Raw genomic sequence first — 12816 nt, 5'->3', positions numbered from 1 at the left:
GTTGTGGTGGCCGGGTTAGGCGCCCTTGTGACTTATGTTCACCACCACAACTCCATGATCGACGCGACCCGGGGTGGGCGCGCGGCCGGTGGGCGGGTTGGGGTGGGTTGGTTGTTTCGGGGTCCTGCGCACGGGCGGCGGGTAGGGTCCGGAGGTGGTGGGACGACGGCGGTTGGGGGGCAGATGCGTGATCTCCGCTTCAAGATGATCATGGCGTTGAACGCCGCCGACCTGGGCGACCCGATGTGCGAACAGGTGGCCGAGATCTGCGCCGAGATCGCCGAGCAGCACTGCGCCGAGTTCGGCCACACAGCGCAGCTGCGCACCGGTGAGATCGCCGAACTGGCCACCGGTGAGCCGGCCCTGACCTGGGCGCCGTCGACCCCCGACGCCGGGCAGCGTGCCTGGTGACCGCGCCCGCGCCCGCCGTCGACATCCGTCGTGCCGATGATCGCTTCGCCACCCGAATCTCCTGGCTGGACTCCAAGCACTCCTTCTCGTTCTCCCGGCACTACGACCCGGCCAACACCCACCACGGCCTGCTGCTTGTCAACAACGACGACGTGGTCCGACCGGGGGCCGGCTTCGAGACCCACCCGCACCAGGACATGGAGATCGTGACCTGGGTGCTGCGTGGTTCCCTTGTGCACCAGGACTCCACCGGGCACTCCGGGGTGATCTACCCGGGTCTGGCCCAGCGGATGAGCGCCGGCACCGGCATCCTGCACTCGGAGAAGAACGACGCCTGGCGGCTCCACAACCAGGAGCCGCACACCGACCCGGTGCACTTCGTGCAGATGTGGGTGCTCCCCGACGAGCAGGGCGTCGACCCCGGCTACGAGCAGCTCGAGATCGAGGACGAGTTGCTACGCGGGGGCCTGGTGCCGATCGCCTCCGGCATGGACCGGTACGACGGCGCGTCCGCGATCCGGATCCGCAACCGGTACGCGACCCTGCACGCCGCCCGTCTCGCCCCCGGCGACGAGGTCACCATCCCGGACGCGCCCTACGTGCACGTCTACGTGCCCGACGGCACTGTGACCCTGGAGGGCAGCGGTCCGCTCGGCAGCGGCGACGCCGCCCGGCTCACCATGACCGGTGGCCGGCGTGTCACCGCCGACGAACCGGCCGAGATCCTCGTCTGGGAGATGCACGCCACTGTCGCCTGACCGTCACCCGCGCGGCCTACCCCCATGATCTCGCCCGAACATGGATGTAGTGGCCTCCCCGCCGGGGGAGACCACTACATCAAGGATCGAGCACGATCACGGTGGCGCGCAGGGCGCCACCCCGGCTACGCCGGCGACTCGGTGCGATCGGCGGCCCAGGTGGTGTGGAACGAGCCCTCGCGGTCCACCCGCTGGTAGGTGTGCGCGCCGAAGTTGTCCCGCAGACCCTGAATCAGCGCGGCGGGAAGCCGCTCCGCCCGCAACGCGTCGAAGTACGCCAGCGACGACGAGAACGCGGGCGTCGGCACACCGGCCCGGGTCGCGTCGGCCACCACCCGCCGCCAGCTCGGCACGCCAGCGCTGACCGCCTCGGCGAAGTACGGCGCCACCAGCAGCGTCGGCAGGTCCGGCTGCTCGTCGTACGCCTCACGGATCCGGTTGAGGAAGCGGGCCCGGATGATGCAGCCGCCCCGCCAGATCGTCGCGGTGCCGCCAAGGTCGATGTCCCAGTTGTATTCCTGGCTGCCCGCGCGGATGTGGTCGAAGCCCTGCGCGTACGCGACGATCTTGGAAGCGAGCAGCGCCCGGCGGACGTCCTCGACGAAGGTCTCCCGGTCGGTCACCTGCCACTTCTCACCCGCGTCGGGGAACGCCCGGCGGGCCGCCTCGCGCTGGTCGACGTGCCCGGAGAGCGAACGGGCGAACGTCGCCTCGGCGATCCCGGTGATCGGGATGCCCAGGTCCAGGGCACTCTGCACGGTCCACCGACCGGTGCCCTTCTGCTCGGCCCGGTCCTGCACGATGTCCACGAACGACCGGCCGGTCGCCGCGTCGGTGTGCGCGAGCACGTCAGCGGTGATCTCGATGAGGAACGACTCCAGCTCGCCGTTGTTCCACTCTCGGAAGATCTCCGCGATCTCGGCCGGCGTTGCGTCCAGGCCTGCCCGGAGCAGGTCGTACGCCTCGGCGATGAGCTGCATGTCGGCGTACTCGATGCCGTTGTGCACCATCTTGACGAAGTGCCCGGCGCCGTCCGGCCCGACGTGCGTGCAGCACGGCACGCCGTCCACCTGGGCGGCGATCTTCTCGAACATCGGCCCGAGCTTCGCGTACGACTCGGCGGAGCCGCCCGGCATGATGCTCGGCCCGCGCAGCGCGCCCTCCTCGCCGCCGGAGACGCCGGTGCCGCTGAAGTGCAGCCCCTGCGCCCGCAGCGCCTCCTCACGGCGACGGGTGTCGGCGAAGTGGGCGTTGCCACAGTCGACGATGATGTCGCCCTCGTCGAGCAGCGGCACCAACTCGTCGATCACCGCGTCGGTGGGCGCACCGGCCTTCACCATGACGATGACCGCGCGGGGTCGTTCCAGTGACGCCACGAAATCGGCCATCGTCTCGCCCGGCAGGAACGTCCCCTCGTCGCCGTGCTCGGCGACCAGGCTGCGGGTGCGCTCCGGCGAGCGGTTGTGCACTGCCACCGTGAAGCCGTTGCGGGCCAGGTTGCGGGCCACATTGCGACCCATCACCGCCAGCCCGGTCACACCGATTTGTGCCCTCGCCTGATCAGCCATTCGTGCCGCCACCTCTCGTCACACCACTATCAGCGTTTGGAAACTTACCGTGATGTGAGCCGATACGGACCAGTGATCGACGTCCCTTTACTGCACGTAATGTGGACGTTGCCCCTGGCGGCTCGGGCTCTCGGCAGTGGTCGGTGAGCCCCGGGCAGGGAAACGTGTCGTCATCCCGCGCCGCGCGCGTCAGCCTTCGGCGAGACGGGCTTCGATTCGGGCGATCTTCCCGGTCAGCGCGTCGGTGACCCCGGGCCGGACGTCGGCCTTGAGCACCACACTCACCCTGGGCGCCCGTGCGGCGACCACGTCGACCGCCTGCTTCACCACCGCCATCACCTCGTCCCACTCGCCCTCGACGGTGGTGAACATGGCATCGGTCCGGTTGGGCAGACCGGACGCACGGACCACCCGCACCGCCTCGGCGACCAGGTCACCCACGGAGTCGTCACCGCCGAGCGGGGTGATCGAGAACGCGATCAGCATGTGTTGATCGTGCCAGTAAAAACGGATGCGCGTCGGTCGGGCGGTGGCTACGGTACGAACATGCGTAACTGACGCCCCCACTTCCGAGCCGGCCCGCCGTCCCGCGTCGCGGTCCGTGCGCTCCCGGGCGTCCCGCATTCCCTCCCCGCCGTTCGGCGGCGATGGCCCTGCCTGGCCCCGGTGAGCAGTCCCTTCCCCACTCGACCGTCGCGCAACGGCGGTCACCAGCCGATCCGACCGACCGCCGCAGCGCGGGACCGGCCGTGCCGGTCGGCATTGAAGGAGGCCCGGATGCCTGCCAGGCGTAACCCGAAGAAGACCCGTACCCCGAGAGCGACGCCGCTCGGCGTCGACCCGGCGGCCGGCAACGGCCCGTTTCCACCCACCCGCCCCGACCTGGACCTCACGGTCGAACCGGCCCTGCCGGCGGTGCTGGTGGAACCGGCCCTGCCGGCCGAGCCGGCCCTGCCGGCGGTGCTGGTGGAGCCGGCATCTGGCCTGGGCGAGGTGGCGCCGCCGGTCGATGTGCCGGCAGCGGTCGACGCGCCGACGGTGGGAGATCTGCCCAAGCCAGCCGCACGACCGAAGGCACCGACAGCAGGGCCACCGCAGGGTGGCGGCAACCGCTCCGGCGGCCGCAGCCAGCAGGCCGGCCAGGCCCGCCGCTACGCCTTCCGCCGCAGCTGATCGAGCCGCCCACCCCGCCCCGTCCGCCCGAGGCCGCCCGGCCCCGCCGCGCCCCACCCCGCCCCGGATCGCCCGGCCTAACCCACCCTGCCCCGGGCCGCCCGGCCCCGCTGCGCCCCGTGATCTTGCACTTCCTGTCCTCGCATAAACGGTATATCGGGATGAACCAACGACAGAAGTCGCAAGATCGGCGTAGGCGGGCGAGGGCGGGGGCGCTGGGCGCGGGGTGGTGACAGCAACATCAGGGATGTAGTGGCCTCCATGGCGAGCGAGGCCACCACATCCCTGATGCTGTGTGGATCTTGGTGCCTCGACGGATCGCCCCGACCAGCAGGGCGAACGCGGTGGAGGCGAACAGCCGCAGCTTGGCCACCGGATCGCGGCCGGCGTCCACCCCGCGCGCCCGGCGGGCCATGGTGATCATCTGCCACTCCTGGCCGAGGAGCGGCACCAGCCGGAACGCGGCCAGCGCCCCGATGGCGAAGCGGGCCGGCGCCTTCGCGTTCTGGACCAACGCGTCGGCCAGGTCGGTGGGGTCGGTGGTCGCGAAGACGAGCACACCGGGTAGGGCCACCGCGAACACCCGCAGCACCAGGCCGAGCGCGGTGAGCAGCACGCCGGTGCTCACCAACACCGGCCCGGCGTCCAGCAGGACCCGGCCGGACCGGTCGGCGGCGAACAGCACCAGTGTGACCAGGATGCCGGCGGCGCTGAGCAGTAGGCGCACCGGAGAAACCAGTGGGGCCCGGCCGCGGCTGGGGTCCGTTCCCGGATTCGCGGGGCAGCGGGGCGTCGGCCGCCGTGCTAGAAACTCTCCGACGTGGCACGGGCGGGGCGTGCCGCGCGGACGGGGAGCGGTCTGGTGGAACAACAGGAGGCGGCCGGAGATCTCAACTCCGAACTGCTGGCCAGCGACGTGTGGACCGACGAGATGCTGGCCGGCGCCGGCATACCGGTGGTGGATGTCCCGTTCGTGACGGTCGGCGGCGGGATCGGCTCCTTCGTCACTGTGGACTACCTCCGCATCGCCGGAGTGGCTGCCGACCGGATCCGGGTGCTGTCCAACATCGACCATCCCTGGCAGACGTACGAATATCTGACCCGGGTGTCGCAGATTCCGCGCCACGAGCGGATCCGCTCCGACTCGTCCTCCCGGCCCGACAACATCTGGGGCTTCCCGTCGTACGCGGTGGCGGAGGCCTGGCAGGAGCGCAGCCTTCGGCCGCTGCTGCACGTGCTGGGTGAGCCGCTGTTCAGCGACTACTGGACGCCCCGGGCCGGGCAGGTGTTCGCCGGCCTGGAGCGGGAGGCGGAGCGGATCGGATACCGGGACATGCTGGTCGACGGCGTGGTGCGGATGGTCCGGCGGCGTGCCGGGGGCGGCTACTTCACCATCCTCACTCCGCCGGCCGGCAGCTCGTCGACCCGGCGGGTTGCCTACCGGTCCCGATTCGTGCACCTCGCGGTCGGCTATCCCGGCCTGCGTTTCCTGCCGGACCTGCAGCAGTTCCGCGAGACCCACCAGGATTTCGAGCACGTGGTCAACGCCTACGAGCCGCACGAGCACGTGTACGAGGTGCTCAAGACCCGGCCGGGCACCGTGCTGGTCCGGGGCGGCGGCATCGTCGCGTCCCGGGTGCTGCAGCGCCTGATGGACGACCGGGAACGGCACGGTCTGGGTACCGAGATCGAGCACCTGTTCCGCACCTATGTCAGCGGCGCGCACGGGCCGCACCCGTGGCTGCGCCGCCGGGGCGGCGACGGATGGGCGTACCAGGGGTTCAACTATCCCAAGTCGGTGTGGGGCGGCCAGCTCAAGGCCCGGATGCGCCGCCTCGAGGGCGCGGACCGGGCCGCCGCGTACGCCGCGATGGGCGGCACCAACACGCCGAAGCGCCGCCGCTGGCAGGAACAGATGCGCGCCGGCCGGAAGGGCGGCTGGTACCGCACCTGGCAGGGCACGGTCGACCAGGTGGAACCGACCGCCGACGGCCGGATCGCCAGCCGGGTCACCGGCGACGCCGGCACGATGACGCTGCTCGCGGACTACGTCATCGACTGCACCGGCTTGGAGGCCGACATCGCCGAGCACCGAGTCATCGCGGACCTGCTCGAACATGGCGGCGCCGGCCGCAACCCGGTCGGCCGCCTCGACGTGGAGCGGCACTTCGAGGTACGCGGGACAGCGAGCGGCGACGGTGCCCTCTACGCCTCGGGCACGGCTACCCTCGGCGGCTACTTCCCCGGCGTGGACACCTTCCTGGGGTTGCAGATCGCAGCCCAGGAGATCGCCGACGACCTGGCGCGCCGAGGCTTCGGCGCCCGCCTCGGGCCGGTGCGCTCCACCGTGGAGTGGGTGCGGTGGATGCGTGGCCGGCCTGCCGGTCAGAAGGGCTGAGACGATGGTGCCCACCCTCGCCGGACGGATCCAGACCCGGCTCGTGCTCCTGGCGGTCGTCGGCTCACTCGTGACCGCGATCGTGACCCCGCTGCTGCCCTCCGGTGTCGGCTACCGGGACACCTTCGGGGTGCTGCTCGCCGTCGCCGTCCTCGGCGTCGGCTGGGAGTTGGTCTACCACCTGCTCATGCAGTTCCGCTGGGAGAAGGACTGGCCGCTGCTGTTCGGTCTGGGCACGGGGGTGCCCGAGGCGGCGCTGATCTGGCTGCTGCTCGACCACCACGCGCTGCCGGGGCTCGCCGGGCCACCTCCGCTCGGTGCGTTCCTGCTGCACTTCTCGGCGGTCTGGCTGGCGGTCTGGCTGGTCGCCAACGGCCCGATGCGGGTGCCGTTCCTGCGCTGGCGCTTCTTCGGCGGGCGGATCGGGTGAGCGGCCGGGAGCCGGACCCGGCCGTGCCGTTCACCGCGGTGCTGCTCGTCGCCGGCGCCACCGAGGTGGTCGCGACGACGGCCGGTGAGCCGACGGTCGTGCTGCCGGCGATGGTCGAGGGCGTGGACTGCCGGAACGGCCATTTCAACGACCCCGGGCTGCGCTACTGCCAACGCTGCGGCATCGCCATGCATCAGCAGACGCTCGCCACCCGGCTGGCGCCGCGGCCGCCACTCGGCGTGCTGCTCACCGACGATGGGGTCACCTTCCGGCTGGACACGGACTATGTCGTCGGGCGCCGTCCGGAGCAGCATCCGGACGTCCGGGCCCGGCGGGCGCGGCAGGTCCGGCTCACCGGCGAGATCTCCGGAGTCTCCCGCCTGCACTTGCGGATCCAGCTGCGCGGCTGGCAGGTGGCGGTGGTGGACCTAGGCTCCGCCAACGGCACCATGCTGCGCGAGGCAGCGGACGCCGACACCCGGCGGGTGCCCGCCGGCGAGCCGGTCGTGATCCGGCCCGGCACCCAGATCGAGTTCGCCGCACGGTGGCTGCGGTACGAATCCCACCGGAACCCCTGAGGAAGCCCGTGCGCGGCATCGCCGACTACACCTTCATCCGCCCGCTCGGCTCAGGTAACCACGGGACCTTCTACCTGGCGAACCGGCCGGCCCGGCTCCCGATCCCGGCCGACCTGGTCGCCGTCAAGGTGCTGCACGCCGAGTCCGAGGAGACGGCGTTCCGGCGGGCGACCCGAGAGCTCGCCGCGTTCGCCGCGGTCAGGTCCCCGTGCCTGGTCGACCTGTACGACGCGGGTCAGCACGACGGCTTCTTCTACTACTCGACCGAATACCTGCCGGACGGCTCGCTAGCCCAGCCCGCCGTACCGGTCGACCGGTCGACCGCGCTGCGGGCGCTCGCCGACGCGGCCCGGGCGCTGTCGGCCCTGCACGCTGCGGGCATCGCGCATCGCGACATCAAGCCGGGGAACGTGCTCCTGCGCGACGGTGGCGGTCGGCTGGCCGACCTCGGCCTCTCGCAGATCTTCACCGAGGGCGCCACCATCACCGGGATGGGGTCGGCCGACTCGGTCGAGTACGTCGACCCGGCGGTGCTCCTCGGCGACCCCGCCGGACCCGACGGTGACGTCTGGTCCCTCGGCGCGACCGTGCACCGGGTGCTCGCCGGCAGCGGCGTCCACGGCGAGTTGCCCCCGGGAAACGCGCTGCTCGCCCTGCGGGCGGTGCTCGCGCGGCCGCCCCGCGTCGACCCCGACCTGCCGGACGCGCTGCGCGGGCTGGTGGCGGACTGCCTGGCGCCCGCGGGCGACCGTCCCACCGCGGCGCAGGTCGCGGCCCGGCTCGACGGGATCGCCGCGGAGAACGAGGCGTGACCGCGCACGCGGTCGGCCAACTCCTGCTCGCCCTGGCCGTCGTGATTGCGCTCGCCCGCCTGCTCGGGGCGGCGGCGAAGCGCCTCGGGCAGCCGCCGGTGGTGGGCGAGATCGTGGCCGGTGTGCTGCTCGGTCCGACCATCTTCGGCGCCGAGCTGAGCGGGCGGCTGTTCCCCACCGAGATCCGGCCCGCCCTGTCCGGGCTCGCGAACGTCGGTCTCGTGCTGTTCATGTTCATCATCGGCTACGAGCTGGACCAGTCGCTGGTGCGGGGCCGGCTGCGGGCGGCGGCCGCGGTCTCGCTGGGATCGATCGTCGTGCCACTTGGCCTCGGCGTCGGTCTGGCCGGGTGGTTGGCGGGGCGGCACGACGTCGACCGGGTGGTGCCGTTCGCGTTGTTCCTCGGCGCCGCGATGGCGGTCACCGCCTTTCCGGTGCTGGCGCGGATCCTCGCCGATCGGGGGATGGTCCGGACGGAGTTGGGCGGACTGGCGCTTGCGAGCGCCGCCGTCGACGACGTGGTCGCCTGGTGCCTGCTGGCCGGGGTCGTCGCGGTGGGCGGTGCGGAGGCCGGATTCCCGTGGCAGGTGCTGCTCGTGGCACCGTACCTGCTGGTGATGTTCGGCTGGGTGCGGCCGATGCTGCGCCGGTTGACGGTCGTCCGGGCACGTGCCGGCCGACTCACCCCGGACGTGCTCGGTGTCATCCTGGTCGGCCTGCTGCTGTCCTGCTATGCCACGGAGCTGCTCGGCCTGCACGCCATCTTCGGTGCCTTCGTCTTCGGCGCGATCATGCCGCGGGTGGACGGTGCGGCGCTGCGGGAGGAGATCCTGGAGCGCCTGGAGCAGGTCTCCGTGCTGCTTCTGCTCCCGGTCTTCTTCGTGATCGCCGGGCTCCAGGTCGACCTGTCCCGGATCGGTCTCTCCGGTGTGGTGGACCTCGCCCTCATCCTCGTCACGGCGATCGGCGGCAAGTTCGTCGGCGCGTACCTCGGCGCCCGCTCGCAGCGGGTCGCCCGACGGCCGGCGGGGGCGCTCGCGGCCCTGATGAACACCCGTGGCCTCACCGAGATCGTCATCCTCACCGTGGGTCTGCAGCTCGGCATCCTCAACCCTGAGTTGTTCTCGCTGATGGTGGTCATGGCCCTGGTCACCACCGTGATGGCCGGGCCACTGCTCAATGTGATCTATCCCCGTCGCCTGGTGGACCGGGACATCGCCCAGGCACAGCGGGCCGCGCTCGGCGGGCCCGACACCCACCGGGTGCTGGTGGTCGTGCCGGAGGGTGAGCGGGCGGCCGAACTGACCGCGCTCGCGGTCGACCTGGCCGGATCCCGAAGACCCGCCGAGGTGGTGCTGAACCGCCTGCTGCCGTACCCGGTAGTCGCCGTGGAGGTCGGTGCGGGCCTGCACACGGAGCTGGCGGGGATGACCGCCGCGATGGGGGAGCTGGCCCGGTTGGCCGAGTCGGTCCGCAGCGCGGGTCTCGGCGCGCCGGTGCTGGTGCGGTATGCGACCGACCCCCGAGGTGAGCTGGCGGGCGAGGTGGCGACGGCGCAGCCGGCCGTGGTGCTGTCCACCCAGCCCGCCGACGTGGACGTGCCCGACGCGGTGTGGGTCACGGCGCACCGGTTGCCGGCCCGCCCCTGGCCCGCCGTGGCGGTCGCCGCGGACGGCGCCGACGGGCCGGCTGCGCTGCGGGTGGCCGCCCAGCTCGCGGCGGGCGCGGGGGTGCCGCTGATGGTGGAGCCGGTCGGTTCCGGCGGCGGGGCCCGGCGGGCCAACGCGGCTGTTCGCGCGCTGGTCCGGCAGGGGGTGACCGTGGACACTGGCGGGGAGGCGCCGACGGGGGTCCTACGGATTGCCGGCCGCGACGCCGCCTCCGACGGGGCGCACCTCACCGTCCAGGGTGGAAGGTCGGTGGACGCCGCCGCTGGGCAGTGGTTGGTTCCGCCGCGGTCCCGGGATGAGCGGGACGGGTGCGATACTGTGCCGGCTCCCGGCGCGGACCGGGCGTGAGGCACGGAAGTGGGACGGGATGACGGGCGATACCACCGAAGACCTCCAGCCGCTGCGCCCTGGCGATCCCCGGCACCTCGGGACGTGCCGGCTTCTCGGCCGGCTCGGCGAAGGTGGGATGGGCACCGTCTTTCTGGCGGAGCAGCCGGGTGGCCGACGGGTGGCGGTCAAGGTGATCCGCACCGACCGCTCCGACGACGCCGAGTTCCGGCGGCGCTTCCGGGGCGAGGTGAAGCGGGCCCGGCAGGTTCCTCCCTTCTGCACGGCCGAGGTGCTCGACGCGGACCCCGATCATGAGCCGCCCTACCTCGTCGTCGAATACGTCGACGGACCGAGCCTGGCTGCCGTCGTGGCGGAGCGGGGGCCGCTGACCGCTGGCAACCTGCACGGCCTGGCGATCGGCGTGGCGACGGCGCTGACCGCCATCCATAGTGCCGGCGTGATCCACCGCGACCTCAAGCCGAGCAATGTGCTGCTGCCGCCGGGCAGCCCGAAGGTGATCGACTTTGGCATCGCCCGGGCGGTTGAGGGCAGCGCCGTCACCCGGACCGACCAGGTGGTCGGGACGGTCGCGTACATGGCGCCGGAGCGGTTCGAGCCGGCCGGCAGTGGGACGCTGACCGCCGCGGCCGACGTGTTCGCCTGGGGCGCGGTCGTCGCGTTCGCCGGTACGGGTCGGACCCCGTTCGCAGCGGACACGCCGCAGGCCACCGCGGTGCGTATCCTCACCCAGGAGCCGGGCCTGGACGGGTTGACCGGCCCGTTGCGCACACTGGTGGAGCAGGCGCTGGCGAAGGATCCGGCGGGCCGGCCCGGTGCGCGGGAATTGCTGGACCGGTTGCTGACGGTCGCTCCGCGGCCGGAGACCGGCTCCGCCGAAGTGACGGCCGACCGGTCCGCGCTGCTCGCCGCCGTCGAGCAGGCGCAGGCGGCGACCGACCAGCGTCCCCTCCTCGAAACCGAGCTCGCCGGTCGGCGGCACACCACCCACGGGTCCGTGGTCGCGTCCGGTGCCCCTGCCACGCCGCCTGCGGACGACGACGCCACCACCCGGTGGGGTGTCTCGTCCGCCACCCCGACGCCGAGGCCGACCTCCGTCGCGAGGCCGGCGGACGCCCTACCCGCCTCCGCGCCCCCGCCCGCGACCTCCGCGCCCGCGATGAGCCCGCCCGCGCCGACTCCCCGGCGGTGGCCGTTCGTCGCCGCCACGGTGCTCTCCGCCCTGGCGCTGGTCGCCGCACTGGCCGGCGTCGGCGTGCTGACCGGGGTGCTGCGGGGAGGCCCGGGCGAGCCGCTCGGCCTCGCCCCGACGCCGTCCGTCGGGCCGTCCGTCGGGCCGTCCGTCGGGCCGTCCGTCGGGCCGTCCGGCGCGACGCCGGCACTGCCGTCGGTGGTGATCCGGGATCCGCTCACCGTCACCAACTACTGGCGGACCCGCACCGACGAGAAGAACCGGGTCAGCTGCGCGTTCGACGGGGCGTACGTGGTGACGAAACGGTCCGAGGGTCCGTACCGCTGCCTGGGGCCGCAGCAGTCCTTCGCCGACTTTCAGGTCGAGGTGGACGTGGCGTTGCGGCGGCCCGGCAGTTGCGCCGGCATCTGGTTCCGCTTCACCGACCTGACGGGTGGGCACGCGCTGCGGGTCTGCCCGGACGGATATCACCTCGTGGCGCACGGAGTGGACAGCCCGAACGCGGTCACCCCGGCGGGCACCTTCCCCTACCCGGCTGGGCAGCTGGCACTGGGCCGGACGATCCAGGTGGGCATCGTCGCCAGGGGCGGGCAGCTGCGGTTCCTCCGGGAAGGTGTGGAGATCGGCGCGGCCCGGGACGGCGCCCCGGTGCCGGGCCGGGTGGTGCTCGGCATCTTCCGCGACCCGGGCCGGGACGAGCCCGCAGAGCCGCCGTACGAGGTGGCCTTCCGCGACGTCGAGATCCGGCAGCTCGACTGAACGTCCGGTCAGTGCTGCCCGGCGCAGCAGGGCAGCGGGTCCGGCACCTCGCACGGGGCGACGCCGGCGGCCCGGTACGGCGTGGCCATCAGGATCAGCTCGCCGGCCTGCCACTGCGGCCGGACGAAGTCCCGGGTCTGCACCACGGTCTCCCGTCCGGCCGGCGGCGCGCCCAACACGATCACCCGCTGGATGGCGCTGGCGTCGAGCAGCTCGGCGACGGTCAGCGTCCCGACCAGACGGTCGACCCCGGGTTAGCGCACCGCCCGACCCGAACGGCGGGTGGCGTGCTCCATGGCCGCATGGTCGGCGGCCTGTCTCAGCTCGGCGGGGCTCGCCGGCAGCCCGGCCAGCCGGTCGTCGGACAGGTGCTGCCCAGGCTCAGGGCCACGTGTGGATGCGGTGCCCAGGACAGGTGGGTGCAGGCCACCAGGTCGGGCAGGTCGAGCGGGGGTACGTGCTCGGCCAGCCAGTGCTCGGCCTCCCGTACTGTCCGGTGGCCCAGGCTCAGTCCGACGATCACCGGTTCAGCGCCCAGGCGTAGCAGCCCGACCCGTACGCGCGGCAGTGCTCGGCGACCGGGGCGGAGCGGTCCAGCGCCGGGAGTCCGTCGGTGGCGGCCGTCTGGTCGTGGTCATCGCGGGGAGCCGGTCCGTGTCCCATGTGCTGCTCCAGTCGCGTTCGCGGGAGGCGTCCGGGTCAATCTGCTGCGGCCAGCG

14 protein-coding genes and 1 pseudogene are annotated in these 12816 nt (G+C 72.7%); 9 read left to right on the top strand and 6 right to left on the bottom strand.

What is annotated here, in order from left to right; genetic code table 11:
• Positions 1-183: 183 nt before the first annotated feature.
• Positions 184-411, top strand: coding sequence for a thioredoxin reductase (locus AB0C20_RS20930; RefSeq protein ID WP_357191086.1), 228 nt, complete (start codon positions 184-186; stop codon positions 409-411).
• Complete coding sequence (locus tag AB0C20_RS20925; RefSeq protein ID WP_357191088.1) at positions 408-1169, top strand: pirin family protein; 762 nt, start codon at positions 408-410, stop codon at positions 1167-1169. The genes AB0C20_RS20930 and AB0C20_RS20925 overlap by 4 nt, the downstream gene beginning before the upstream one ends.
• 125 nt (positions 1170-1294) lie before the next feature.
• On the opposite strand, the gene gndA is transcribed toward AB0C20_RS20925, so the two are convergent.
• Together gndA and AB0C20_RS20915 are read right to left on the bottom strand one after the other, a co-directional pair.
• Complete coding sequence (gene gndA, locus AB0C20_RS20920; RefSeq protein WP_355009268.1) at positions 1295-2737, bottom strand: NADP-dependent phosphogluconate dehydrogenase; 1443 nt, start codon at positions 2735-2737, stop codon at positions 1295-1297.
• 189 nt (positions 2738-2926) lie between these two features.
• Complete coding sequence (locus tag AB0C20_RS20915; RefSeq protein ID WP_196919265.1) at positions 2927-3223, bottom strand: thiamine-binding protein; 297 nt, start codon at positions 3221-3223, stop codon at positions 2927-2929.
• A gap of 291 nt (positions 3224-3514) precedes the next feature.
• Between AB0C20_RS20915 and AB0C20_RS20910 the strand changes: the two genes are divergently transcribed.
• A complete protein-coding gene (locus AB0C20_RS20910; protein ID WP_357191092.1) occupies positions 3515-3910 on the top strand; it encodes a hypothetical protein in 396 nt (131 codons plus the stop codon).
• Positions 3911-4208: 298 nt separating this feature from the next.
• Here AB0C20_RS20910 and AB0C20_RS20905 read toward each other — a convergent pair.
• Positions 4209-4631, bottom strand: a pseudogene (locus AB0C20_RS20905) (energy-coupling factor transporter transmembrane component T); the annotation flags it as partial.
• 141 nt (positions 4632-4772) lie between these two features.
• Between AB0C20_RS20905 and AB0C20_RS20900 the strand changes: the two are divergent.
• From AB0C20_RS20900 to AB0C20_RS20875, 6 genes are read left to right on the top strand one after another with little or no spacing between them, the layout of a single operon-like run.
• On the top strand, positions 4773-6308 hold the full coding sequence (locus AB0C20_RS20900; protein WP_357568565.1) for a hypothetical protein: 1536 nt from the start codon (positions 4773-4775) through the stop codon (positions 6306-6308).
• A 4-nt stretch (positions 6309-6312) separates the two neighbouring features.
• A complete protein-coding gene (locus AB0C20_RS20895) occupies positions 6313-6738 on the top strand; it encodes a hypothetical protein (protein WP_357191096.1) in 426 nt (141 codons plus the stop codon).
• Positions 6735-7316, top strand: a complete 582-nt coding sequence (locus tag AB0C20_RS20890; protein WP_266304679.1) for an FHA domain-containing protein — start codon at positions 6735-6737, stop codon at positions 7314-7316. The genes AB0C20_RS20895 and AB0C20_RS20890 overlap by 4 nt, the downstream gene beginning before the upstream one ends.
• A gap of 8 nt (positions 7317-7324) precedes the next feature.
• Positions 7325-8128, top strand: a complete 804-nt coding sequence (locus AB0C20_RS20885; protein ID WP_330438591.1) for a protein kinase — start codon at positions 7325-7327, stop codon at positions 8126-8128.
• Positions 8125-10146 carry a cation:proton antiporter gene (locus tag AB0C20_RS20880; protein WP_357568564.1) on the top strand — a complete coding sequence of 674 codons (2022 nt, stop codon included), beginning with the start codon at positions 8125-8127 and terminating at the stop codon, positions 10144-10146. Before AB0C20_RS20885 ends, AB0C20_RS20880 begins: the two co-directional genes overlap by 4 nt.
• 19 nt (positions 10147-10165) lie before the next feature.
• Positions 10166-12097 (top strand): serine/threonine-protein kinase, encoded by a 1932-nt coding sequence (locus tag AB0C20_RS20875; protein WP_357568563.1) that lies wholly within the window; start codon positions 10166-10168, stop codon positions 12095-12097.
• A gap of 8 nt (positions 12098-12105) precedes the next feature.
• Here the strand turns inward: AB0C20_RS20875 and AB0C20_RS20870 are convergent, their stop codons facing one another.
• The 3 genes from AB0C20_RS20870 to AB0C20_RS20860 form a co-directional block, all read right to left on the bottom strand.
• The gene (locus tag AB0C20_RS20870; RefSeq protein ID WP_357191103.1) at positions 12106-12282 is read right to left on the bottom strand and encodes a hypothetical protein; all 177 of its coding nucleotides are present in this window, start codon (positions 12280-12282) and stop codon (positions 12106-12108) included.
• A gap of 134 nt (positions 12283-12416) precedes the next feature.
• Positions 12417-12620, bottom strand: coding sequence for a hypothetical protein (locus AB0C20_RS20865; RefSeq protein ID WP_357191105.1), 204 nt, complete (start codon positions 12618-12620; stop codon positions 12417-12419).
• Positions 12617-12760, bottom strand: coding sequence for a hypothetical protein (locus tag AB0C20_RS20860; RefSeq protein ID WP_266304685.1), 144 nt, complete (start codon positions 12758-12760; stop codon positions 12617-12619). Before AB0C20_RS20860 ends, AB0C20_RS20865 begins: the two co-directional genes overlap by 4 nt.
• Between the last annotated feature and the right edge of the window lie 56 nt (positions 12761-12816).

Origin of the sequence: Micromonospora sp. NPDC048843 (genome assembly GCF_040649965.1) — a bacterium.
GTDB classification, from domain to species: domain Bacteria; phylum Actinomycetota; class Actinomycetes; order Mycobacteriales; family Micromonosporaceae; genus Micromonospora; species Micromonospora hortensis.
This window is presented reverse-complemented; position numbering and strand designations above follow the sequence as displayed.

Coding starts and splice junctions, on each gene's coding strand:
- AB0C20_RS20910 (WP_357191092.1), top strand. CDS start 3,515: ATGCCTGCCAGGCGTAACCCGAAGAAGACCCGTACCCCGAGAGCGACG.
- AB0C20_RS20875 (WP_357568563.1), top strand. CDS start 10,166: ATGACGGGCGATACCACCGAAGACCTCCAGCCGCTGCGCCCTGGCGAT.
- AB0C20_RS20860 (WP_266304685.1), bottom strand. CDS start 12,760: ATGGGACACGGACCGGCTCCCCGCGATGACCACGACCAGACGGCCGCC.
- AB0C20_RS20930 (WP_357191086.1), top strand. CDS start 184: ATGCGTGATCTCCGCTTCAAGATGATCATGGCGTTGAACGCCGCCGAC.
- AB0C20_RS20915 (WP_196919265.1), bottom strand. CDS start 3,223: ATGCTGATCGCGTTCTCGATCACCCCGCTCGGCGGTGACGACTCCGTG.
- gndA (WP_355009268.1), bottom strand. CDS start 2,737: ATGGCTGATCAGGCGAGGGCACAAATCGGTGTGACCGGGCTGGCGGTG.
- AB0C20_RS20895 (WP_357191096.1), top strand. CDS start 6,313: ATGGTGCCCACCCTCGCCGGACGGATCCAGACCCGGCTCGTGCTCCTG.